Raw genomic sequence first — 25,193 nt, forward strand, 5'->3', positions numbered from 1 at the left:
TAAATAACAAACAAAAAAAGCGCGGGGTGGGACCGCGCAAAAAGTATGACATTTTTGTTTGCAGCAATTTTTATGAAAACGTTGCCATACTCAAAAGGCCTCAGGCCAGGCGGCGTAATGTTATTTAAACAATTACGCCTTCAGCGGAATAGTGGTTACGCTTTCACACACATTACGTGGTAAATACCGTCAATAATTTCGGTGCCTTCCGTTTCGTGTTCAAAACCAGGGAAATGATGATCCCAGGATTGCAGTGAGCGTAAATAGCTTACTTGTGGGCTGTTTTTATCGCCAAAGTTTTCACCGGAAAGCAGCATTGGGATCCCGGGCGGATATGGGATGACTGAGTTCGCCGCAATACGTCCCGGCAGGTTTTCAATGGATACCAGTTCAACGTTGTTATCGACAATTGCGTTGTATGCTTCGCGCGGAGTGATTTCTGCCACCGGCAGGCCGGAATAGGCTTCGTTCAATCGTGCGCCAGGATTGTTTTCTTTCAGCCAGGCAAACATTTTGTCGCCCAGATCGTGAATACCCATGTTCGCATAAGTGTCAGGATATTGTTCAACAAGTTCCGGCATTACCTGAGCCAGCGGGGTGTTAGCGTCGTAGTGGCGTTTGAAGGAACAGAGGGTGTTAGCCAGCGTTCCCCATTTCCCACGGGTTACGCCCATTGAGAACAGGAACATAATCTGGAAGTCGGTGGTACGGGTGGGCACAATGCCGTGGCGACCCAGCCATGCGGTAACCAGTGCCGCCGGAACACCGGTTTCTTCCAGTTCACCGTCTTCACCCATCCCCGGAGCGAGGATGCTGACTTTAATCGGGTCAAGCATACTCCAGTTATCCGGAATATCTTTGAAGCCGTGCCAGCTTTCGCCCGGATGCATTACCCAGCAGTCCTGAACGGTGGTCAGCAGTTTGTGCGGTGCGTCGGCAAAGTCATAGGTTTTGCCGGTTTCCGGATCGGTAACCACTTCTTTATTCCACGGCTTAAAGAACCAACTACCTTCGTCAGCAAACTCTTTATACAACCGTGCCATTGCCTGGCGGAAATCGACCGCTTCGTCGATCACTTCCTGAGTCAGCGACAGGCCGCTGTTGCCGTCCATCATTGATACAGCCACATCGTTTGACGCGCAGATGGCATATAACGGGGAAGTGGTGGCATGCATCATGTATGCCTGATTAAAGCGGGAGAAGTTAATCGCGCCGCGGCCTTCACGTACATGAATATAAGACGCCTGCGACAGTGCATTCAGCAGTTTATGAGTGGAGTGAGTGGCGAAAACGGTAGGACCGCTGTGATCACCCGGCTCACCGCGCATCGCGTAGTGATCGGCATAGATCGGATTAAAACGTGCGTAACCGTACCAGGCTTCGTCGAAGTGCAGACGATCGGCGGTTTTTTCCAGCAGATCCTGCGCGTCTTTGGCGTTATAGCATACGCCGTCATAGGTGCAGTTGGTTACCACGCAGTAAGAGGGTTTTTGCCCGACTTTGTCTTTGGTCAGCGGGCTTTCGCTGATTTTCTTCTGCAAGGTTTCAGGCTGCATTTCCTGCGGATAGATTGGCCCGATAATGCCGTAGCGGTTGCGGCTTGGCACCATGTATACCGGTTTCGCGCCAGTCAGCATTAAACCTTGTTCGATGGATTTGTGGCAGTTACGGTCAACAACAACCACGTCGTTATCTGTCATGCAGGCTTGCATGATGGTGCGGTTAGACCCTGAAGTGCCGACGACGACTGACCAGGAGTGGTCGGCACCAAATACGCGCGCGGCATATTTTTCGCTTTCGCCAAATGCGCCAGTATGGTCAAGTAATGAACCGAGGGAAGTTCGTTCGATGCCCATGTCGGTGCGGAACAGGTTTTCACCATAGTAGTCATGGTAGAAACGTCCGGCGGGGGTTTTAGTGAAGCCAACACCGCCCTGGTGACCTGGCGCGGCCCAGGAGTACTCATGGATGTCGCTATATTTCATCAGCGCGCTGAACAGTGGCGGCAATAGCTGTTGGCGGTAGCGGGACATCGCTGCGATGGCGCGTCCGGCGATAAAGTCAGCGGTATCTTCCAGAATCCAGGCGAATTCATCGACAAGCTCCAGCAGATCGCGATCCAGCGCGGCGATTGATTTTTCCCGGTCGCCTAACAGGAATACCGGCACATTTTGCTGACGCTCATGAAGCTTACCGATCAATTCTCTGACATTTTGGTGTTCGTCCGGATGCTCCATTTGATAACTGAACATCAGACAATCAATGGCTTCATTTGAAGAGAGAATGGCAAAGCCATCATCAAAGGAGGTGGATTTAATCACGGTAACATTTTGTTGGCTCAAGGCATTTGCCAGACGCTCAACGGCGCTACCGACCCAGGTGTCCTGATGTAGAAACTCGCTTTCAACAATTAATACTTTCATCATTGCTTACCCGGTTGTGAAGGAATCTTCGCTGCGGGCAAGTATCTTCCGGGCATTTCAGGCTGTAAAGTGATTGAAAAACAAGCGTTTTTAAAATTTTTATATTATAAACAAAAGTTTAAATTAATTTTTTAATTGATTTTCAATGTTTATTATCGACAGCTAAATTATTTTTTTGGCTGATACTGATATCGTTTTTAGCCGGGAAGCATCTGGCGGCGTTGTTGGCTAAGTTTTCGGTATTGTTGCGGCGACATGCCGACATATTTGCCGAACGTGCTGTAAAAACGACTACTCGAACGAAAGCCTGCCGTCAGTGCAATATCGAGAATACTTTTATCGGTATCGCTCAGTAATGCGCGAACGTGGTTGATGCGCATCGCAGTAATGTACTGTTTCATCGTCAACTGCATGACCCGCTGAAATATCCCCATTGCATAATTGGCATTAAGTTTGACGTGCTCGGCCACATCGTTGATGGTCAGCGCCTGATCATAGTTATCCGCAATAAAGCCCAGCATCTGGCTGACATAAAACTGCGCATGGCGCGAGACGCTATTTTTGTGCGTGCGCGAAGTTTTATTGACCAGAATAGGCTCCCAGCCGGAGAGGCTAAATCGCTTGAGCATCAGGCCAATTTCATCAATGGCGAGCTGGCGGATTTGCTCGTTTGGGTTGTTCAACTCCTGCTGCCAGCGGCGTACTTCAAACGGACTAAGTTGCTGTGCCACCAGTGATTTAATCACCATGCCGTGAGTCACATGGTTTATAAGGTCTTTATCCAGTGGCCAGGAGAGAAACAAATGCATTGGCAGATTAAAAATTGCCATGCTCTTGCAGGTTCCGGTATCGGTTAGCTGGTGCGGCGTACAGGCCCAGAACAGCGTGATATGGCCTTGATTGATACTTACGTGTTCATTGTTGATCAGGTATTCCACATCGCCATCGAAAGGCACATTTACCTCAACCTGACCATGCCAGTGGCTGGAGGTCATGACATGCGGCGCGCGAAATTCAATTTCCATCCGCTGATATTCCGAGTATAGCGACAGCGGGCTGCGGCTCTGCTTTTCATCACTGCTGCACATAAATGTGTCTGTATTCATCGATAGCCCTCTTTCCTGGATTATCAGAATCATGGCAGAAGTTGGCAGGGGTGACTGCGAATGACGACACAAAACGTAAAGAGAGAGGAATGGACAGGGTTTTATAAGGGCTAATTACTCTGTTTTTTAGGCAATTTATTCCCGAAAACTCAGATTTACTGCTAAGCAACCCAGGATCTGAGTTTTTGGGAATGCTCAACGGGGAAGCCGGAGGTTTTCTGCGAAATCGCCTGCCATGATGAAATCATTCAAGCAAGCCAGGAGACCTGAATGATGTCTGCACCCAAAATTACTTTTATCGGCGCTGGTTCGACGATTTTCGTTAAAAATATTCTTGGTGATGTGTTTCATCGCGAGGCGCTGAAAACGGCGCATATTGCCCTGATGGATATCGATCCCACCCGCCTGGAAGAGTCGCACATTGTGGTGCGTAAGCTGATGGATTCAGCAGGAGCCAGCGGCAAAATTACCTGTCATACCCAACAGAAAGAAGCCTTACAGGATGCTGATTTCGTGGTGGTGGCATTTCAGATTGGCGGTTATGAACCCTGTACGGTCACCGATTTTGAGGTTTGTAAGCGTCACGGTCTGGAACAAACTATTGCCGACACGTTGGGGCCGGGCGGCATTATGCGCGCGCTGCGTACCATTCCGCATCTGTGGCAGATTTGTGAGGACATGACGGAAGTGTGCCCCGACGCCACCATGCTGAACTACGTTAACCCGATGGCGATGAATACCTGGGCAATGTATGCCCGCTATCCGCATATCAAACAGGTAGGGTTGTGCCATTCGGTGCAGGGAACGGCGGAAGAACTGGCGCGCGATCTCAATATCGATCCCGCTACACTGCGTTATCGTTGTGCAGGTATCAACCATATGGCGTTCTACCTGGAGCTGGAGCGCAAAACCGCAGACGGCAGTTACGTGAATCTCTATCCGGAACTGCTGGCAGCCTATGATGCGGGCCAGGCACCGAAGCCGAATATTCATGGTAATCCCCGCTGCCAGAATATTGTGCGCTATGAAATGTTCAAAAAGCTGGGCTACTTCGTTACGGAATCATCAGAACACTTTGCTGAATATACGCCGTGGTTTATTAAGCCAGGCCGTGAGGATTTGATTGAACGTTATAAAGTGCCGCTGGATGAGTACCCGAAACGCTGCGTTGAGCAACTGGCGAACTGGCATAAAGAGCTGGAGGAGTATAAGAATGCGTCCCGGATTGATATTAAACCGTCGCGGGAATATGCCAGCACAATCATGAACGCTATCTGGACCGGTGAACCGAGTGTGATTTATGGCAACGTTCGTAACGATGGCCTGATTGATAACCTGCCGCAAGGATGTTGCGTGGAAGTCGCCTGTCTGGTTGATGCTAATGGCATTCAGCCGACTAAAGTCGGTACGCTACCTTTGCATCTGGCAGCACTGATGCAAACCAATATCAACGTACAAACGCTGCTGACGGAAGCGATTCTCACGGAAAATCGTGACCGTGTTTACCACGCCGCGATGATGGATCCGCACACCGCCGCTGTGCTGAGCATTGACGAAATTTATGCTCTTGTTGACGACCTGATTACCGCCCACGGCAACTGGCTACCCGGCTGGTTGCACCGCTAATACGCTACTGCGCCGGGGTATGTCTTCCGGCGCACACCTCTGACGATACCAATAACAGAAGGCGGGCGTTGGTAACAGCGACCCGATACCCTATGAGCATTTCAATGACGACAAAACTCAGTTATGGATTTGGAGCGTTCGGGAAGGATTTTGCGATCGGCATTGTGTATATGTACCTGATGTATTACTACACCGATGTTGTCGGGCTGTCGGTTGGTTTGATTGGTACTTTGTTTCTGGTGGCGAGGATCTGGGATGCTATTAACGATCCGATTATGGGGTGGATTGTAAATGCTACGCGATCGCGATGGGGTAAGTTTAAGCCCTGGATCCTGATCGGTACGTTGGCTAACTCTGTAATCTTATTTCTTCTCTTTAGCGCGCATCTGTTTGAAGGTACTACTCAGATTGTCTTTGTTTGCGTGACCTACATTCTTTGGGGCATGACTTACACCATAATGGATATTCCCTTCTGGTCACTGGTTCCAACCATAACCCTCGACAAACGTGAGCGAGAACAACTGGTTCCTTATCCGCGCTTTTTTGCCAGTCTGGCGGGTTTTGTTACGGCAGGCGTGACGCTGCCATTTGTTAATTATGTCGGCGGCGGCGATCGGGGATTTGGCTTTCAGATGTTCACACTGGTGCTGATTGCGTTTTTTATTGTGTCGACCATCATCACTCTGCGTAATGTGCATGAAGTCTTTTCGTCAGATAATCAATCGTCTGTCGGAGAAAAACACCTGACACTAAAAGCCATCATTGCGCTTATTTATAAAAACGATCAGCTTTCCTGCCTGTTGGGAATGGCTCTTGCTTATAATATTGCCAGCAACATTATCACCGGCTTTGCTATCTATTATTTCTCGTATGTTATCGGTGATGCGGATCTGTTTCCCTATTACCTGTCGTATGCGGGAGCAGCTAACCTGGTGACGTTAGTGTTCTTCCCGCGTTTAGTTAAATCATTATCCCGACGTATTTTATGGGCCGGAGCCTCTATTCTTCCGGTATTAAGCTGTGGTGTTCTTCTGTTGATGGCATTAGTGGGCTATCACAACGTCGCTCTTATTGTGATAGCCGGTATTTTGCTGAATGTGGGGACGGCGCTGTTCTGGGTATTACAGGTCATCATGGTGGCAGATACCGTTGACTACGGTGAATATAAATTGCACATCCGCTGTGAGAGCATTGCTTATTCCGTGCAGACGATGGTGGTGAAGGGCGGTTCGGCATTCGCGGCTTTTTTCATTGCAGTTGTGTTGGGGATGATTGGCTATGTCCCGAATGTTGAACAGTCTACGCAAGCCATATTAGGTATGCAGTTTATTATGATTGCTCTACCTGCTCTGTTCTTCATGGTCACGCTGATTCTCTACTTCCGTTTCTATCGCCTCAATGGCGACACGCTGCGCAGGATCCAGATCCATCTGCTGGATAAATATCGTAAAGTGCCCCCCGTACCTGTTCATGCTGATATTCCGGTCGGTGCAGTGAGCGATGTGAAAGCCTGACGGACGTTGGCAATAGCGAATGAAAACATTGCCTGATGCGACGCTGGCGCGTCTTATCAGGCCTACAATAAGAAATGTAATTGATTGAATTTGCACATTTTGTTGGCAAAATAAGGCGTTTACGCCGCATCCGGCATAAACAAAACGCAGGTTGTCATCCGGTTATCAAGCCATAGCGCCGTAACTGGTGGCAGTGAAAGCGAGCGAGGAATATCACCGCGGTTAATGCGCCCAGCAGCGCACAGAACATATCGGATTGCGTATCCCACTGGTCGCCCTGGGTGCCGAGAAAATCATCCGCGCCCTGGCCCATCGCCAACGCTGCCCACCACTCAACCAATTCATACATTGCGCTTATCGCCAGCGCCACGCAGCAGACCAGAAACGCTACCATTTTACGTCCGCGCACGTACATCCCACGCACAAGGATCTCTCGCGCCACCAGTGCAGGCACCAGCCCCTGAAAAAAGTGCCCCAGCTTGTCATACGGATTACGACTCAGCCCCAGCCATTCCTGCACTTCAAAACCGATGGGAACTTTTGCGTAGGTATACTGACCGCCAACCATCAGGATGATGGCGTGAAAGAAAATCAGCGTATAGAGCAAGGGCGTTAATGGATAACGTCTGGCGGTGGCAAGCAGCAACGGTACGACAATAATCACTGGCGTCACTTCCATCAACCAGGTCAGTTTGTCATGAGCCGAAATGCCGGTGTAAATCAGGATGAATGTTAGCGCCAACGCGCCAGTGTTAAGAATTAACGGCTTGAGTGTGCGGAGCATGGTGAGTTCGCAAGTCAGGGAAAATACTGACTATTCACCAGTAAGCGTGAAATTACAATCGCAAAAGAGGTGGCCCGGGGGGATCACCTGGCAGTATACCGCCAGGCGCCGGGCCGAAGAGGTTACTTAGTGCAGTTCGCGCACTGTTGATTGACGATCTGCTGGAAGAAGTCGTTGCCCTTGTCATCGACCAGGATAAACGCCGGGAAATCTTCCACTTCGATTTTCCAGATAGCTTCCATACCCAGCTCCGGATAGGCAACACATTCCAGATGCTTAATGCTCTGCTGTGCCAGCACTGCCGCCGGGCCGCCAATGCTGCCGAGGTAGAAGCCGCCGTGTTTATGACAAGCGTCGGTGACCTGCTGACTGCGGTTACCTTTCGCCAGCATGATCATGCTGCCGCCGTGGGATTGCAGCAGATCCACATAGGAGTCCATACGTCCTGCGGTAGTTGGGCCAAGTGAACCGGAAGGATAACCAGCAGGCGTTTTGGCCGGACCTGCGTAGTAGATCGGGTGATCTTTGATGTACTGCGGCAGTTCTTTACCGGCGTCGATCAGTTCTTTCAGCTTAGCGTGCGCAATATCGCGACCAACGATAATCGTGCCGGTGAGCGACAAACGGGTGGAAACCGGATACTGCGAAAGCTGGGCGAGGATCTCTTTCATCGGACGGTTAAGGTCGACTTTCACCGCTTCGCCTTCACCTGCCTGACGTAGCTCTTCCGGAATGTACTGGCCTGGGTTGTGCTCCAGTTTTTCTATCCAGATACCTTCGCGGTTGATTTTTGCTTTGATGTTACGGTCAGCGGAGCAGGAGACGCCCATACCTACCGGGCAGGATGCGCCGTGACGCGGCAGACGGATCACGCGGATGTCGTGGGCGAAGTATTTACCGCCAAACTGCGCGCCGAGGCCGAGCTTCTGGGCCTCTTCCAGTAGTTCCTGTTCAAGCTGGACATCGCGGAATGCCTGACCGTGTTCGTTCCCTTCCGTCGGCAGTTCATCGTAATAGTGAGCACTTGCTAACTTAACGGTTTTCAGGTTGGTTTCAGCGGAAGTTCCACCAATCACAAATGCGATATGGTACGGCGGGCAGGCTGCGGTGCCGAGGGTGCGCATTTTCTCAACGAGGAAGTTTTTCAGTTTGCCGGGGGTTAGCAGGGCTTTCGTTTCCTGGTAGAGATACGTTTTGTTGGCAGAGCCGCCACCTTTGGCAACGCAGAGGAATTTGTACTCGTCGCCATCTACCGCGTACAGGTCGATTTGCGCAGGCAGGTTAGTGCCGGTGTTAACCTCTTTGTACATATCCAGCGGCGCGTTCTGTGAATAGCGCAGGTTATCTTCGATATAGGTGTTATAGACACCTTTTGACAGGGCTTCTTCATCACCGCCGCCGGTCCATACGCGCTGACCTTTTTTACCGACAATGATCGCGGTGCCGGTATCCTGGCAGGTCGGCAGCACGCCTTTGGCAGCGATTTCAGAGTTTCTCAAGAATTGCAGCGCCACATACTTATCGTTTTCGCTGGCTTCTGGGTCGTTAAGAATAGACGCAACCTGTTTCTGGTGGGCCGGACGGAGCATGAAAGATGCGTCGTGGAAGGCTTGCTGCGCCAGCAGGGTCAGGGCTTCTGGTTCCACTTTCAGAATGGTTTCACCGTCAAATTCGGCAACGCTGACGTAATCGGAGGTGAGCAGATAATATTCGGTATTGTCTTTCCCCATCGGGAAAGATGCCTGGTAGATAAATGGTTTGTTTGACATAGCTTCCAGCCTGTAACTCTGTATTTGTTATACGAAAATGGCGTGCCGCACAGCGACGGGCAGCACGCATAGTGCAATTACAAGAACCCGTACATCGCGGCGAAGATCCAGCCAAAGACGCAGGATACGCTCACGCCAATCAACCCTGGCAGAATGAAGCTGTGGTTGATGACGAAGCGACCGATGTGGGTGGTTCCGGAACGGTCAAACTGAATCGCTGCCAGGTCGCTAGGATAGGTCGGCAGGATGTAATAACCGTAGCAAGCCGGTGCTGAAGCCACGATGTATGCCGGGTCAACGCCGATCGCCAGTGCAACCGGAACAATGGCTGCCAGCGCTGCGGCCTGGGAGTTCACAAACTTGGAGACCAGCAACAGAACAATGGCATAAGCCCACGGATACTCTTTCACCATTTCGCCCAGTACGCCCTGAATTTCAGACATATGCGCACCGAACATGGTTTCCGCCATCCACGCGATACCGTACACCGCCACGATGGCGATCATACCGGAACGGAAGACTTCGTTTTTTGAGATAGACGCGGGATTGGTTTTGGTCAGGATAATAATCAGCGCCCCGGTCAGCAGCATAAACATCTGAATAACCAGTACCATTGATAGCGGTTTGCCACCAAAAGATGGACGCAGGTCTGAATCAGCACCGAGAAGCGCGACCACGGCGATTGCCCCGAGGAAGATCCACATTGCCAGCCAGTTGCTTTTCGGCAGTTTTTTATCCAGCAGCGTAGCGGTATCACCGTAAACATACTCACGGTTTTCCGGTACAGAGATGAATTTCTGGAATTCTTCGTCTTTATCCAGATCTTTACCGCGGAACCAACTGAAGATACCGATCGCCAGGATTCCTAACAAGGTAGATGGGATGGTGATAGCGAGCAGGTCAAGGAATTCAAGATGACGACCGTCAAAGGTGACGTTACCCAGCATTGCGACGAGTGATACTACCGCAACGGACACCGGACTGGCGATAATTCCCATTTGCGCGCCGATAGAACTCGCCGCCATCGGGCGTTCCGGGCGAATGTTGTTCTTAATGGCGACGTCATAGATGATCGGTAGAATGGTGTAGACCACGTGGCCAGTACCGCAAAGAATGGTCAGTATACAGGTGACAAACGGCGCGACAATGGAGACATATTTCGGGTTGCGGCGCAGCAGTTTTTCGGCAATTTGCAGCATGACGTCAAGGCCGCCAGAGGCTTGCAAGGTCGCAGATGCCGCCACCACCGCGATGATGACCAGCATTACATCAACGGGGGGTTTACCCGGCTGAAGGTGGAAGACGAAGACCAGAATGACCAGGCCGATACCGCCTAATAACCCCAGCGCGATACCGCCCTTTCTGGCACCATAAAACAGACATATCAGTATTATGATAAGTTGGATAGTAAATAACATGTGTGAACCCTCGCGATAATCCCATTTAAATTCTTGTCGAATAGATCACAGTCACGTTCTGTTTTGGATGAACTGTTTTCAGAGCCTGACTAAATATCCGTTTGGTCGTTACTGGCTTGAGTAAATACTTCACAGTAAATATTGGCTGATTAAAACAGCAGAAAATTTATGCACTGTGATAAGTGACTTTTTCAGAGAGAAATACTCTCTGGCGATGGGTTTATCGTTTATGTTTTGCAGATGTTAATGACTTGTTTGTTTGCTATCTTGTTGATATTTATCAGTCTGTTTTTGTTCTACAGGAAGATGCCATTAAGTTTATAGATTATTCTGATCTACCTATTTGTGGGTAAAAATACACATAATGCAGGTAACATAATAGTTAATTAACTTTTGTTAGCGTTTTGAAATTAAAAACTCTATTTATCCGAAAGGATATTAATTTGCTGGACTGAAGAAGGGAAATTATATTTGATCTGGCACAAGTTTTACTGATAGGGGATGTAACTTGTGCCAGTGCTGGTTTGCGTTACTACAATAATTGTTACTTCCAGATAACGAATAACGCTTTATTGACAATATTGCTTCAGTAATGAGTAATGCTCTGCCTGAATACGGTAACGATAAACCGGACGACCAGTGACACCATAATGGATGCTGGTAACTAAGATGTGGCAATTCACCAGCCAGATCAAATATTTACGGCACGAAACGCGTGAGATGTTAACCTCGTTGGCCAACTCGTCGGTTGAAAACTCATAGTCCTGATGAGCGTCAATCCACTGGCACAGCGTGCGTAAAGTCTGTGGCGTTAAGCCTTTCGGCAGACGACGCGTATCCTGTTCGTTGGATGAACTGCCATGAATTAGCTGGTCCAGTTCCGCCTGGTCGTAATACTGCTGCTTCTCCAGCGCCATTTTTTTTTGTCGCCAGCCGGTGAGTGCCTCTTCAAAACGTGATGCCTGGAAGGGTTTAATCAGGTAATCAACGACGCCGTAATGCAGTGAATCTTTAATAGTTGCGGCATCGGCAGCGGAAGAGATGACAATCACATCGCTTTTGCAGTGAGCGTTGTGCAGGGCGGGCAGTAAATCGAGTCCATTCTCTTTTTGCATATAGATATCGAGTAATATCAGGTCGATGGAGGTGTCGTTGTTGAAGATAATCTCTTTGGCTTTCTCAAGCGTAGAGGCAGTGCCGCAGCACTGAAAGCCCGGTATCTGTGCGACATAGCGGCGATTTAGTTCCGCTACCATTGCGTCGTCATCGATAATTAATACATTAATCATTTGCTCGACCTCTCCCCATCCCAGGGTAATTGGACAAAAAATTGTGTGAAAATTCCGGGTTCTGATTCCACGGCAATGCTGCCGCCGAGATTTTCAACCTGTTGTTTGACAAGTGCCAGACCGATGCCTCGTTCGCTTCCTTTTGTCGAGACACCTTTGTCAAAAATGTGATCGATTTTATCGGGGGGAATCCCCGGCCCATCATCGTTAATTTCACAGTGCAGCAAGCCGTGACGGTAGTGTAACGTGACGCTGATTTCGCCACCAGGTTGCGGCCCTAATGCCTCCAGCGCGTTTTCTATCAGGTTTCCCAGCGTGGTAATTAGCGTCGCGACCTGATCTTCACTACCACTGTCTGGCAACTGGCTTTCACTGTTTAAAATCAGCGTATGGCCTAAATCGGTCGCACGGTTAATCTTGCTGATTAAAAAACCAGCGATAACCGGAGATTTGATCTTACCCAGCAGAGAGCCAATCTCTTCCTGATAGTTGTTGGCTGTTTTGAGAATGTAATCTTCCAACTGCTTATAACTCTTCAGATGCAATAATCCGAGAATCACGTGCAATTTGTTCATAAATTCGTGGGATCGTTCACGAAGGGCATCGGCATAGTTGACCAGACCGTCCAACCGTTGCATCAGCTTACGAACTTCTGTTTTGTCTCTGAAGGTAGAGATGGCTCCGATGATAATGCCATTACTGCGCACCGGAACGGTGTTGATCAGTAAGAGTCTGTCTTTAACGGTCACCTCTTCATCTCGTCGCGGCGTGCCGTCGCGTAACACTTCCGAGACATCAACTACCTGCGACCATGCCTGACTAAGTGTCGATAACTTTTCGTCATCCTGCGATTTGTGGTAGTTGAGCAGTTCTTGCGCGGCATCATTAATTAGTGTGACTTCGCCACGAGCGTCCACGGCAACGACGCCTTCCTTGATCGATTGCAGCATTGCCTGGCGTTGCTCAAACAGAGTAGAGATTTCGTAGGGTTCCAGGCCGAACAGGATGCGCTTAAGTACTTTGACCAGTATCCAGGTGCCCAGACCGCCAACCAGCACACCGAATAAAATTGACCAGATAATGCTCCAGCGGCTGTCATTGATCTGCTGTGTTACACGGCTTAACTCCAGACCAATCGCCACCACGCCGATCTGTTTATGATTTTCGTCGTAGACAGGGGTAAATACGCGTAAGGCTTGCGCCAGAAAACCGTGATTAATAGCAACATTTTCCTCGCCGTTCAAAGCTTTAAGGATGTCATCACCTTTAAATGGCTGACCAATTCGCGGGGCTTCAGGGTGTGAGTAGCGAAGACTTTGCATATCGGTAATGACAATAAACAGCAGATCGTTCCGTTTGCGTACATCTTCAGCGATGGCCTGGATACCGCTCTCCTGCGGTGTTTTTTGTAAGCCCCGGCGGATTTCCGGCGAGTCAGCAAGGGTTCGCGCCACAGCCAGCGCCTTGTTGGCTAGTCCGTCACGCGTCATATCGCTGATCTGCGAGAAGTAAATCAGATGCACTACCAGCAACACCGAGAACAGCACTGCGCTGACCATTAAGATCACCGTGGTACTGAGTTTCATCGGACGTTTGCGTAACATGCGGCAGGGCAGTGAATGTCTCATCAGCTTCCTTGTATGACAAATTTCCTAAGCATTATCCCTGATGATGCGGGTAATTCAAAGGGAGTAAGGGGGATTGGCTATTTGGAGCAGAGGAGCTGGTCATTGAAACTGCCAGTGTCGTCTGGCGATTCGGGAGCTATGCTTATAGCGAAAACCATACTTTTGATGGGGGAAGGTCATGGATCAAGCTCTACTGGATGATGGTTATCGCTGCTATACCGGCGAAAAGATAGATGTCTGGTTCAACACCGCGATGTGTCAGCATTCCGGCAACTGCGTACGTGGCAACGGCAAGTTATTTAATCTCAAACGTAAGCCGTGGATTATGCCGGATGAAGTTGACGTCGCTACCGTAGTGAACGTTATTGATACGTGCCCAAGTGGCGCACTGAAATACCGTCATAAATAAGCGAGGGAAAAATGGAAATACGTGAGGGCCATAATAATTTTTATATTAATGATGCGCAGGGAAAGCAAATAGCAGAAATTGTCTTTGTGCCAACCGGAGAAAATTTAGCCATTATCGAACATACCGATGTTGATGAAAGTTTGAAAGGGCAGGGGATTGGTAAACAACTGGTGGCAAAAGTCGTGGAAAAAATGCGCCGGGAGAAACGAAAAATTATCCCGCTGTGTCCGTTTGCGAAACACGAATTTGATAAAACGCGTGAGTATGATGATATTCGTAACTGATGGGAGAGTGTGAAGTAATGATATTTTCATGTTCTGCGTAACGTCATTCAGGAGAGTATCTGAAGGGTAGGGGGATGCACAAATAATGGTCAGAGAGAGCGTTTTTTTGTCCCAAATCATCCCCTCTATTGAGCAAAAAAAAAAGAATATCTCCTATATGAGAATCATCAATCGGGGTTAATAAACTTTGCATCCCCAGGGCGTATAATATTGATAGGAGTCATTTTATGGAAGGTATAAACAGGTTCAAAACTTACGTTGTTTCTTTTGATTATCCATCATCTTATTACTCAGTTTTCTTAAGGTTAAGGTCGTTAATGTATGATATGGATTTCTCCTCTATAGTTGCTGATGAATATGGAATACCACGACAATTGAATGAGAATGCTTTCGCAATAACGACATCATTAGCCGCAAGTGAAATTGAAGATTTAATCAGGCTCAAATGCTTAGACTTACCAGATATTGATTTTGACCTCAACATTATGATAGTCGATGACTATTTCCGTCAGTTCTACAAATAGATGGGAAGGATAAGAAGATATTCAAAATGGCACTATTCTCTAAAATATTAATTTTTTATGTGATTGGTGTGAACATATCCTTTGTCATTATCTGGTTTCTCTCACATGAGAAAACACATATTCGTTTACTTAGTGCATTCCTGGTAGGAATAACCTGGCCAATGAGCCTGCCCGTGGCATTACTTTTTTCTCTCTTTTAGGAGCTGTGGTTGAGTGGACCCGCTGGTTATCTTGAAACGAAGCGTCTCTCCTCAAAGCTGGACTTGCGGAACGACGAACGAAGCAGTCATCAGGCTGCTTCGTTCATTAAAGTAAAACTTATTTCTGTGGGCGCATAGCCGGGAAGAGAATAACGTCGCGGATAGTATGACTGTTAGTAAACAGCATAATCATTCGGTCGATACCAATACCTAAACCAGCGGTTGGCGGCAGACCATATTCCAGCGCAGTAACGTAATCTTCATCGTAGAACATGGCTTCGTCGTCACCTGCAGCTTTAGCGTTAACCTGCTCCTGGAAACGTTCTGCCTGATCTTCTGCGTCGTTTAATTCGCTAAAACCATTACCGATTTCACGACCACCGATGAAGAATTCAAAACGGTCGGTGATTTCCGGGTTAACATCATTACGGCGCGCCAGCGGCGACACTTCCGCCGGATACTCAGTAATAAAGGTTGGCTGAATCAGATGTGCTTCTGCCACTTCATCAAAGATTTCGGTGACAATACGTCCCAGCCCCCAGCTTTTCTCTACCGTAATACCGATAGATTCGGCTAATGCTTTAGCGGCATCAAAATTATCCAGGTCTGCCATATCGGTTTCTGGACGATATTTTTTGATTGCTTCGCGCATGGTGAGTTTTTCAAACGGTTTGCCAAAATCAAACACATGCTCACCATAAGTGACTTTAGTTGTACCCAGTACCTCTTGTGCCAGGGTGCGGAACAGTGACTCCGTCAGTTCAATCAAATCGTGGTAATCCGCATACGCCATGTAGAGCTCCATCATCGTGAACTCAGGATTATGACGAACAGAAATACCTTCATTACGGAAGTTACGGTTGATTTCGAATACTCGTTCAAAACCACCTACAACCAGGCGTTTCAGATACAACTCTGGCGCAATACGCAGGTACATATCCAAATCAAGAGCATTGTGATGGGTAATAAACGGGCGAGCAGATGCCCCACCTGGAATTACCTGCATCATCGGGGTTTCTACTTCCATAAACCCACGAGCGACCATGAACTGGCGGATAGCGGCCAGAATTTTTGAACGAACAACAAAAGTTTGACGGGATTTATCGTTAGCGATCAGATCCAGATAACGTTGACGATAACGGACTTCCTGGTCCTGTAAGCCATGAAATTTATCTGGCAAGGGACGCAGTGCCTTAGTCAGCAGGCGTAACTCAGTACAGTGAATGGAAAGCTCGCCAGTTTGTGTCTTAAACAGCGTACCGCGTGCGCCGATAATGTCACCCAAATCCCATTTTTTAAACTGGTCGTTATAAACACCTTCTGGCAGGCTATCTCGCGCAACGTACAGTTGAATACGGCCACCTACATCCTGCAACGTTACAAAGGAGGCTTTCCCCATGATGCGACGGGTCATCATTCGGCCAGCAACCGAGACTTCAATGTTTAAGGATTCCAGTTCCTGGTTATCCTTCGCATCAAATTCCTCGTGCAACTGGTCAGAGGTATGGTCGCGGCGAAAATCATTGGGAAACGCCACACCTTGTTGACGCAGTGCTGCCAGTTTTTCGCGACGATTTCTCAGTTCATCATTAAAATCAATAGCCTCATTGGCTCCCCGTGTTTCTTGTTCAGACATTTTGGTTCCTCTAAATCCAGCTTTCAATTTAGCGTAGATAAAGAGACAGATCGGTACACTGTATTATCTGCCTCGACTATTAATAACTCAGTTTATCTTATCGAAACCAACGCTCACCTCAAGTTGATATCACTAATAAATAATCATAAAAATAGTTTAAATATCTTATTAATCTTGATTCGCTAGTGTGATTAACTAAAAGTCAATTGATTCATAACCAATTGTTTTCACGGCAGTTAATCGTTGCTTTCCTGTATCATATTGGTCGGCGTGCTAAACAGAAATCGGGTAGCAAAGGCCAATACCACGATGATCGCGACACAAGCCAACGTCCACTCTCCCATCTGGGAAAAGAATCGCTGGTAAGCTGCAATTGCCATACCGCTAATTTGCGACTCTGTCGTCTGTTGTGCCACTACGCCTGCCAGCCAGTTGGCGACCGCGCCTGTTGCCAGCATATAAATACCGGTTAATACGCCAGACATTTTCAGGCGCGTGATTTGCGCAATCGCCACCGGATCAATAAAGAGTTCGGCAAAGCCCATTAGCGCCAACCCGGATATCATCACGCCCATTGACGCTTGACCGCCAGCCGCTGCATGTCGGGCATCAAATGCCAGCAACATAAAGCCACAAGCCATCAGCAGTAAGCCAAAGGCAAACTTCAGCCAGACGCGCAATGTTGAGTTGCCGCGGCTTTCTGGCGACGCCAGCCAGGCAAGTACAACCCCAGCGAGCATCACCGCAATTGCATTCACCGACTGGAATAGCGCAGTAGGTACTTCAATATTGAATGCCTGACGATTCACAAAGCGATCGATAAACAAGCTGATGGTACTGCCGCCCTGTTGTGCCAGTACCCAGAACAACGTCCCGACAAACATCAACAATACAATTTGCCAAAGAGCACGGCGGTGTTCGGGGAATTTGATCATCATGCGGGCAATGATTTGTGCAGCAATAAGGCAAACGATCGCCAGCAAATATCCGGACCAGTCGTTTTCCAGCAATAGGGTAAAAAATACCGGGGCTAAACAGAGCATCACCACCAACCAACTCCATACCGGCAAGGCAAACTTCACGCGAGTGAGTGCTTTTTTATCCATACCTCGCGTGGATTGGAAATGACGATGACCACTCAGGAATATCAACAAACCGATAAACATGCCGCCGCCCGCAAGGGCAAAGCCAACATGCCAACCATACCACTGTGCAGCCAGGCCACAGGCGATGGGGGCGGCGATAGAACCGATATTGCCCGCGGCATATAGCAGCGAAAAACCACCATCACGTCGATGATCGTCCGCGTCATAGAGCTCGCCAAGTAAACAGCTAATGTTTGATTTGAATAAACCGTAACCACAAATAATGATTGCCAGCGCCAGATACAGGCTAAAGGTTGAATTTGTATCAATGCCCAGTACCACATGGCCAAGGGTCATTAACAGCGCGCCGGCAATTACTGCAGTGCGGTTGCCGAGCAGGCGGTCGGCAAGCCAGCCGCCGAGAATAGGGGTAACATAAACCAGAGATGCATATGCGCTGAACAGGCTGATGGCATGGTTATCATCAAAACCAAGCTGATGGGTGAGATAGAGAATGAGTAAGGCACGCATGCCGTAAAAACTGAAGTACTCCCAGATCTGGATCGCCACGATATAGTATATCGCGCGCGGCTGTGAGGGTGTTTTCATGTGTTCTCCTTATGAGCAAAAAAGGGAAGTGGCAAGCCACTTCCCTTGTACGAGCTAATTATTTTTTGTTTTCTTCTTTCAATACCTTAACGGTATAGCGGCCATCAGCCTGACGGTATGCACCGTGAATGTCGGTTTCAAAGCCCGGATAGTGAGCGCCGATTTCACACAGCATCTGCAGGAACTCCAGAACCGGACGGCTTTCTTCGGTGATCATTTCACCCGGCATTACCAGAGGAACTCCCGGCGGATACGGAAGGATCATATTGGCGTTAATACGACCTACCATTTCGTCGAGGTAAACTTCTTCGGTCATACCGTGCAGCTCTTTCTGGAACGCAGCATACGGAGTCATTACCATCGTCGGCAGAACTTCAAATGCGCGATACATCAGATCCGGCAGATTGTGGTGAACAATCAGTTTGTGGATATTCTGCGCCAGTTCCTGAATACGCATGTTTTCATAGAATTCAGGATCTTCACGATACAGAGACGGCAGCATGTTTTTCACACGCAGGTTCAGGTCGAACGCACGTTTGAAGTCAGTCAGAGCACGCAGCAGGCTCAGTGCTTTGGTCTTATCGATACCGATGCTGAACAGGAACAGCAGGTTATACGGACCGGTCTTCTCAACAACGATGCCATGTTCGTCGAGGTATTTCGCCACGATGCTGGCCGGAATACCGAACTCGCTCATGGTGCCGTCTTTTTCCATCCCCGGAGTCAGCAGGGTGACTTTGATCGGGTCAAGATACATGTGTTCATTATCGATGTTTTTGAAGCCGTGCCAGGTGCTGTCAGAACGCAGCGGCCAGCATTCAGTGGTATCGATATGATCCGGCTGCCATACATCAAAGAACCAGCCATCAGATTCCGTTCTCAGGCGTTTGATCTCTTTACGGAACTTGATCGCACGTTCAATGGAACCGTTGATCAGACGCTTACCGGCATTACCTTTCATCATCGCCGCAGCGGTTTCAGTGGAGGCCACGATACCGTAGTGCGGAGAGGTGGTGGTGTGCATCATGTAGGCTTCGTTAAAGGTTTCTTCGTTTACATCACCTTTAACGTGGATCATGGAAGCCTGAGAGAATGCCGCCAGCAGTTTGTGAGTGGACTGGGTTTCATAAATCACTTTCCCTTCTACACGGCCACCGCTCATACCACATTTACCTTCGTAAATTGGAGAGAAGTTGGTGTAAGGCACCCATGCGGAGTCAAAGTGGATGGATTTTACATCCAGTGTTTTCTTGATGAAGTCGGTGTTGTACAGCAGACCATCATAGGTAGAGTTAGTAATTACGGCATGTACCGGCCAGGTTGCGTTTGGTGTTTCTTTAACGCGCTTAGCAATGGTAGCGTGCTGGAATTCACTCTGTGGGATACCACCAAGAATACCGTAAGCGTTACGGGTCGGGCGGAAATAGATTGGTGTAACATCGCTCATCATCATCAGATGGGTCAGCGATTTGTGGCAGTTACGGTCAATCAGAATGGTGCTGCCTGCCGGAGCCGAGTACATACCGACAATTTTGTTGGCAGTGGAAGTACCGTTAGTCACCATGTAGCTGCGGTCTGCGTTAAATACGCGGGCGATATACTGTTCTGCTTCTTTGTGTGGACCGCTGTGATCCAGCAGAGAACCCAGTTCAGATACTGAAATGGAAATATCAGATTTCATGGTGTTCGGACCAAAGAAATCATAGAACAGGCTACCTACCGGGCTTTTCTGGAATGCGGTACCGCCCATGTGACCAGGAGTACAGAAAGTATATTTACCTTCACGAACATATTTAAACAGTGCTTTGGTCAGCGGAGGCAGAATAGTGTTGATATATTCGTCAGTGGTCTGCTTGATCTTGTTAGCAATATCATCAGCAGCACCCAGCGCATATTCAAAGAAGCTAATCTGTAAACGCAGATCGTTCAGGCTTACATCGAGAGTGGAATACGTATTAGCGAACGCGTACAACGGCAGGTTCTCGTTCATTTTGCTAATTTCTTCGCACAGCTCGAGATTATATTTATCCCAGTCAAAAATAACACCGCACAGACGCGCATTGTTTTCGATCAATTTTAATAAGTCGTCACGGTCGTTCGGGTAAACAATCTGGAAGTTCAGACGTTCAAGCGCGCGATGAAGTTCACGGATGGGTTCTTCTTTAAAATAAACCCCCATGTGATTCAATATTGCAATAACGTTCATAGTCATATCTCCAGGTAAAGAAGGCCCCTCCCAACACATGGGACAAAATGAAAGGAGGAGCCTCGGAAAATACTTTTAATTAATGTGCGTTAGATGCAGTGTGGTTATCCATTGAGTGGCTCTGGCGCTCGTGCATTTTGCGAGCGTAGAACATCAGGATAATCAGGCTGACGATGAAGGTTCCTGCCAGCTCGAAGGAGCTTGCACCCATCAGAGCGATGAAGCAGAACACGCAACCCAGTACAGAGCAGATCAGGCTGACAAAGTTGCGGATGTTAACGCCTTCAAAACGAATCAGGTCAACGCAAGAGTAGAAGTACGGCAGCATAGTCAGCAGTACTGCGATACCGGTCAGTTCACCAAACAGGTCAGATGCTTTACCACCGGCAGAGTTCATCAGGGTGATCAGGATCATCAGGGCAGTCATTTTCACAGCAGCCAGCAGCAGACCTTTTTTCGGAATACCGTTGCTGTCGACTTCGCCATAAACTTTCGGGAAGTTACCGTCGTTAGCGGCACGCACACCTGCCTGGCCTACCAGCATCATCCAGGAACCCAGAGACGTCAGGCATGCAAAGGCGGTGAATGCAGAAACCAGCGGCGCAGCCCAGTTACCCAGGATAGTAGAAGCACTGATTGCAAACGGAGCACCGGAAGCTGCCATTACAGAAGACGGATACATACCGGAAAGCACTTGAGTTGCAGCAATATAAACAATACCTGCTAAACCAGTACCCAGCATGGTTGCCAGTGGAACGGTACGTTTCGGGTTTTTAACCATACCCGTACTTACCGCTGCGGATTCCACACCCACAAAGGCCCACAGGCAGAGCAGAATACTTTTAATGATCGCATGGCCATCAGTGGTATTAGCAGTGTTCCAGTTAGCTGCATAAGTTGCAGCATCAAACCAATGCCAGCCAACAATAGCAGTCATAACTACAGGAATAAGAACCAGCACCAGACCAATAGTGGTTAAACGGCTTACCCAAGTACCGCCGAGCATATTTACAAAGGTAAATATCCAGACGATAGCAATACAGGCGATACCCGCCGGGACAGGATCATTTAATACCGGGAAGAAGGTGGAAAGATAAGATACAGCGGTAATACCAATCGCCAGGTTACCAATCCAGTTAGCATGGTAATAAAGAACACCTGTCTGAAAACCAAATGCAGGAGAAATTTCTCCGGCATAAGCAATTGGGCCACCTTGTTGCGGGTTTTTTGTTGCCAGTCGGGCATATACATAAGCCAACGACATTGCACCAATAATAGAGATAATCCAACCCCAGATAGCAATACCACCGATACTTGCAAGGTTCGCAGGTAATAATGCAATACCGCTCCCCATCATATTACCGGCAACAACACCGGTACAGGCAAATAGCCCGATCTTCTTGGCAGAACTCATGCTCTTCTCCTAATTTCATTTTTGAATTTGGAGTCCGGGTCATGATGCGTAACTATTTACTGACCAGACCAAACTGGCGACAAGATTACTCAAAAAAAAAGATTAATCCTAAAGATTAGGTGAAATAATACAAAAGTTTATGTAAGTGAGAATTTGAGCTCTCCATTAACAGATAAGAATCGCAAGTTGATATCATGAAAAGATAAACATTTAATGTTTACAATGGGTTATGTGCATATTTGTGGTTAAGGTTATGTGATAAAAATTATGCGACAAATAAAATGCCGCAACATATTACACCAATAAAAACACACAAAAATTCAACATCCAGTATTCCCGTGCATGAATCAACGCGGGAGTCACTTATTCTGAAGCGAGAAATTTGTCGAGATAAGGAACAACATAAGGAACAGAAGTCTGGAATATACCATTTTCAATCCAGTAAAGGGTGTTTGTACCAGGACGTAAATTAAAGGCTGTGAGATATGCATCAGCAGCTTCACGGTTCATCCCCTTCATTTCGTAAACTTTGCCAAGCAACACATAGTTTAGCCAGGACATTTCAAGATCAATTCCAGTATTTATCGCCTGATACGACTCCTCTATTTTTCCATTTTCCAGGGCACTGACAGCTTTTATTTGATAGAAAATGGCTAGATTATTCATGCCCGGCATTGTAGCAATGTTATCAATTTCTGTATTCAGTGCTGCTAATTGTTTTTCATCTAAAGGGTGCTGAGAATGACGTACTATATCAACTAATGCTTTTTCTGCTCTCGCATAGATAAATTCAGGAGATGATTCAATAATCTCACCTAATAATTCACTGGCACGGTTCAATGATTTTTCATCACCATGCATTAAATAATCATGCGCTTGATAAAAATTAGTTAATAAAGCACCTCGATGAGGCAATATTTGTTGGAACATCTCCTGCATTCGTTGTGGCCACGGTTGATTCAATGCCTTTGATAAACTCTCAAGTAAATCATTTTGAATTGCCAACTGGTTACCGTTAGTGATGACATAACGTTTATCCAGCATGGTTGAACCATCTGCATTGTCTACCAATTTCACCGACATAAAGCACTGCTGAGCGCGGTATTGGCGTTGATTAACAAATGCAATAGATAACGTTTTACCAGAGCTGCTCGGTTCATCAATGTTGTAGTTAATTTTGTCATGCACCATAAAGGTGGAGAAGGTATTAAGTGACGTAGCCACCAAATCGCCCACACCTATCGCGTAAGAGCGCTGATACGGAGAAGTCCAATTGTTACAACTGTTATTCACCATATTAATGTCAATATCGCGTGGATTGAGCAAAATACGCGATTTACTCAAAGGAAGACGCGTTTCCAGGCTGGAGAATGCCACGAGTACGACACAGATACCTAACGACAACAGGAAAAAAAACCATACCCAAAAGGCAGTTAATCGTTTGCATCTAACTGGGGGATGTTCAGGTGGCTTTGGGGGGTATTGGATATCTGGACTGTGGATGGGGGGATCTGTGTCAGGAGTCGCCTCTGGTATAGGAGGAGACGAAGATAACATCATTTCCTCCCCTTCCTCTTCGCTGCACCATATAACCGGAACCATTAATTTATAACCGCGCTTCGGTACAGTAGCGATATAGACAGGACTATCTTCATCATTATCTTTTAATGACTTACGCAGTTCTGAGATACTCTGTGTTACAACGTGATTGGTGACGATACTCCTCTTCCACACATTATCGATAAGTTCATCTCTACTAAGTACTTCACCACTATGTTGAGCAAAGAAAACCAGAAGATCGATTAATCGTGGCTCCAGGGTTAGTTGACGCCCGTTGCGACTTATTTGGTTTATGGACGGAGTAACAAGCCATTCGCCAACGCGAACTACAGGTTGTTGCATAATAGAAACTCACTCGAAAAGGGACTGGCCCAATGATAATTGCCATAACCTATTTTTACCATCTATTGATGAATGTCTTTACATATTATTGGTGAATAGAATACGTTATTCTTACCAGCCATAAACTTCTTGATTACATAGCCTTACGAAAGAACTTTAATGAGAACCAGAAGTAATTTGCCTTACCATCAAAATTCATCATCTTTGCCAAAGAAAAATGTTCAGAAAATAATTCCCGGAAAATGGCCCGAAGCGCTTACTATTTTAATGGATTGTTAGTCTTTGCATGAGCAAACGGACTGATACATTTTTCTTTGTTCGCATTCAGAATCTCATCAGTCGGCGTTCTGTTTATGGATGCATTACGCTCCTGATGACGTCATTTGACGTTCAACAGCATTACGGGGCCGCGCGACATTTCGCGTCAGTCAGTGCTATAGCTTAGGGACAAATTTTCTCGAACCGGGATATACCCGCAAAATGCTGGTGATGTGGGGGAGAATCGGGTTGAGTTCGGCAGAATTGATTTGGAGGCAGAACGCTTAAATTGTGGCGTCCTGAAACGAAAAACGGACCTCCGTGGAGGTCCGTTTATATGAATTTGGTGCCCGGACTCGGAATCGAACCAAGGACACGGGGATTTTCAATCCCCTGCTCTACCGACTGAGCTATCCGGGCAACGGGGCGCATTAAACCGTAATCTGCACATCTCGTCAACCTAATTTCAGTAAAAACGATTCAATTGCTTAAGTTTGCGGCAAATCGCTTGTTTTCTGTATTTCTGTCAGGTCAGTGCCCCACCCTGACGGCAGCGGGCGAAGCGCAGGATATCTTCCGCCAGTCGGTGTGCGGTGTCGACATCCGCCTGGCTGCGATTCACCAGCATGCGACTTAAACACCCTTCCAGCACCAGTTCCATCTGCTTTGCCACCATTGCCGGGTCGTCAACTTCCAGGGTGGTTAACAGTTCGTGGGTGAAATCATACGCCGCGCTTTTTTGCTGATCGGCCAGTTGATGGATAGGGTGGTCGGGATCGGGATAAAACGTGCAGGCAGCGATAAACAGACAGCCCGGATAGCGGTTGTTTTTAACGCATTCTGATAATGCCTGATAACGCGCCAGCAGCTTTTGTTCAGCAGATTGCGTTTCATCCAGCATCAGTTGACGACGCCAGACATCTATCTGTTGGCTAAGATAGCGCAGCGCATCGTAGAGGATGGCCTCTTTGTCTGGCCAGAAACGCTGGAGCGCTTCCAACGGATAATCCACTCGTTCAGCAACCATCTCCAGCGTAGTGTTAGCAATCCCTTGTAACTCTAATAATTTCAGGGCTTCTCCCAGTACATCTTCACGTTGCACGCTATTT

General features: G+C 47.8%; 19 protein-coding genes and 1 tRNA gene. 6 read left to right on the forward strand and 14 right to left on the reverse strand.

Annotated features, from left to right (window positions below; translation table 11 throughout):
* Window positions 1-155: 155 nt before the first annotated feature.
* Window positions 156-2,423: an arginine decarboxylase gene (gene adiA, locus A1WG_RS10400; RefSeq protein ID WP_077633379.1), complete on the reverse strand. Its 2,268-nt coding sequence runs from the start codon at window positions 2,421-2,423 to the stop codon at window positions 156-158.
* Between the two features lie 197 nt (window positions 2,424-2,620).
* Complete coding sequence (gene melR, locus A1WG_RS10395; RefSeq protein WP_001090748.1) at window positions 2,621-3,529, reverse strand: transcriptional regulator MelR; 909 nt, start codon at window positions 3,527-3,529, stop codon at window positions 2,621-2,623.
* A 270-nt stretch (window positions 3,530-3,799) separates the two neighbouring features.
* On the opposite strand from melR, the gene melA reads away from it, so the two are divergent.
* Both melA and melB read left to right on the forward strand, forming a co-directional pair.
* Window positions 3,800-5,155 (forward strand): alpha-galactosidase, encoded by a 1,356-nt coding sequence (gene melA / locus A1WG_RS10390; RefSeq protein WP_001517600.1) that lies wholly within the window; start codon window positions 3,800-3,802, stop codon window positions 5,153-5,155.
* Between the two features lie 92 nt (window positions 5,156-5,247).
* Window positions 5,248-6,669: a melibiose:sodium transporter MelB gene (gene melB / locus A1WG_RS10385; protein ID WP_000028086.1), complete on the forward strand. Its 1,422-nt coding sequence runs from the start codon at window positions 5,248-5,250 to the stop codon at window positions 6,667-6,669.
* 154 nt (window positions 6,670-6,823) lie between these two features.
* On the opposite strand, the gene A1WG_RS10380 is transcribed toward melB, so the two are convergent.
* The 5 genes from A1WG_RS10380 to A1WG_RS10360 form a co-directional block, all read right to left on the reverse strand.
* Entirely contained in the window at window positions 6,824-7,453 is a 630-nt protein-coding gene (locus A1WG_RS10380) for a DUF2238 domain-containing protein (RefSeq protein ID WP_001517602.1), read from the reverse strand.
* Between the two features lie 122 nt (window positions 7,454-7,575).
* Window positions 7,576-9,222, reverse strand: coding sequence for a class I fumarate hydratase (gene fumB / locus A1WG_RS10375; RefSeq protein ID WP_001517603.1), 1,647 nt, complete (start codon window positions 9,220-9,222; stop codon window positions 7,576-7,578).
* Window positions 9,223-9,299: 77 nt separating this feature from the next.
* The gene (dcuB, locus tag A1WG_RS10370) at window positions 9,300-10,640 is read right to left on the reverse strand and encodes an anaerobic C4-dicarboxylate transporter DcuB (RefSeq protein ID WP_000899515.1); all 1,341 of its coding nucleotides are present in this window, start codon (window positions 10,638-10,640) and stop codon (window positions 9,300-9,302) included.
* 569 nt (window positions 10,641-11,209) lie between these two features.
* Complete coding sequence (gene dcuR, locus A1WG_RS10365; RefSeq protein WP_001517604.1) at window positions 11,210-11,929, reverse strand: two-component system response regulator DcuR; 720 nt, start codon at window positions 11,927-11,929, stop codon at window positions 11,210-11,212.
* Window positions 11,926-13,557: a sensor histidine kinase gene (locus tag A1WG_RS10360; protein ID WP_001216442.1), complete on the reverse strand. Its 1,632-nt coding sequence runs from the start codon at window positions 13,555-13,557 to the stop codon at window positions 11,926-11,928. The genes dcuR and A1WG_RS10360 overlap by 4 nt, the downstream gene beginning before the upstream one ends.
* Before the next feature lie 178 nt (window positions 13,558-13,735).
* Between A1WG_RS10360 and yjdI the strand changes: the two genes are divergently transcribed.
* The 4 genes from yjdI to ghoT all read left to right on the forward strand — a co-directional run bounded on the left by yjdI (window position 13,736) and on the right by ghoT (window position 14,974).
* Entirely contained in the window at window positions 13,736-13,966 is a 231-nt protein-coding gene (gene yjdI / locus A1WG_RS10355; RefSeq protein WP_000371696.1) for a 4Fe-4S mono-cluster protein YjdI, read from the forward strand.
* An 11-nt stretch (window positions 13,967-13,977) separates the two neighbouring features.
* Window positions 13,978-14,250, forward strand: coding sequence for a GNAT family N-acetyltransferase (locus A1WG_RS10350; protein WP_000405652.1), 273 nt, complete (start codon window positions 13,978-13,980; stop codon window positions 14,248-14,250).
* 227 nt (window positions 14,251-14,477) lie between these two features.
* Window positions 14,478-14,774: a type V toxin-antitoxin system endoribonuclease antitoxin GhoS gene (gene ghoS, locus A1WG_RS0121880; protein WP_001517605.1), complete on the forward strand. Its 297-nt coding sequence runs from the start codon at window positions 14,478-14,480 to the stop codon at window positions 14,772-14,774.
* 26 nt (window positions 14,775-14,800) lie between these two features.
* Window positions 14,801-14,974 carry a type V toxin-antitoxin system toxin GhoT gene (gene ghoT, locus A1WG_RS10345; RefSeq protein ID WP_001173345.1) on the forward strand — a complete coding sequence of 58 codons (174 nt, stop codon included), beginning with the start codon at window positions 14,801-14,803 and terminating at the stop codon, window positions 14,972-14,974.
* A 118-nt stretch (window positions 14,975-15,092) separates the two neighbouring features.
* On the opposite strand, the gene lysS is transcribed toward ghoT, so the two are convergent.
* The 7 genes from lysS to A1WG_RS10310 form a co-directional block, all read right to left on the reverse strand.
* Complete coding sequence (lysS, locus tag A1WG_RS10340; protein WP_001295074.1) at window positions 15,093-16,610, reverse strand: lysine--tRNA ligase; 1,518 nt, start codon at window positions 16,608-16,610, stop codon at window positions 15,093-15,095.
* Window positions 16,611-16,846: 236 nt separating this feature from the next.
* Window positions 16,847-18,304 (reverse strand): dipeptide/tripeptide permease DtpC, encoded by a 1,458-nt coding sequence (dtpC, locus tag A1WG_RS10335; RefSeq protein ID WP_001517606.1) that lies wholly within the window; start codon window positions 18,302-18,304, stop codon window positions 16,847-16,849.
* Window positions 18,305-18,362: 58 nt separating this feature from the next.
* Window positions 18,363-20,510 (reverse strand): lysine decarboxylase CadA, encoded by a 2,148-nt coding sequence (gene cadA, locus A1WG_RS10330; RefSeq protein WP_001517607.1) that lies wholly within the window; start codon window positions 20,508-20,510, stop codon window positions 18,363-18,365.
* 79 nt (window positions 20,511-20,589) lie between these two features.
* Window positions 20,590-21,924 (reverse strand): cadaverine/lysine antiporter, encoded by a 1,335-nt coding sequence (gene cadB / locus A1WG_RS10325; RefSeq protein ID WP_001517608.1) that lies wholly within the window; start codon window positions 21,922-21,924, stop codon window positions 20,590-20,592.
* A 363-nt stretch (window positions 21,925-22,287) separates the two neighbouring features.
* Window positions 22,288-23,826: a lysine decarboxylation/transport transcriptional activator CadC gene (cadC, locus tag A1WG_RS10320; protein WP_001187163.1), complete on the reverse strand. Its 1,539-nt coding sequence runs from the start codon at window positions 23,824-23,826 to the stop codon at window positions 22,288-22,290.
* A 602-nt stretch (window positions 23,827-24,428) separates the two neighbouring features.
* A tRNA-Phe gene (locus A1WG_RS10315) sits at window positions 24,429-24,504 on the reverse strand.
* 106 nt (window positions 24,505-24,610) lie between these two features.
* Entirely contained in the window at window positions 24,611-25,186 is a 576-nt protein-coding gene (locus A1WG_RS10310) for a transcriptional regulator (RefSeq protein ID WP_001188522.1), read from the reverse strand.
* Between the last annotated feature and the right edge of the window lie 7 nt (window positions 25,187-25,193).

The organism is Escherichia sp. KTE96 (genome assembly GCF_000408525.1).
GTDB lineage: Bacteria > Pseudomonadota > Gammaproteobacteria > Enterobacterales > Enterobacteriaceae > Escherichia > Escherichia marmotae.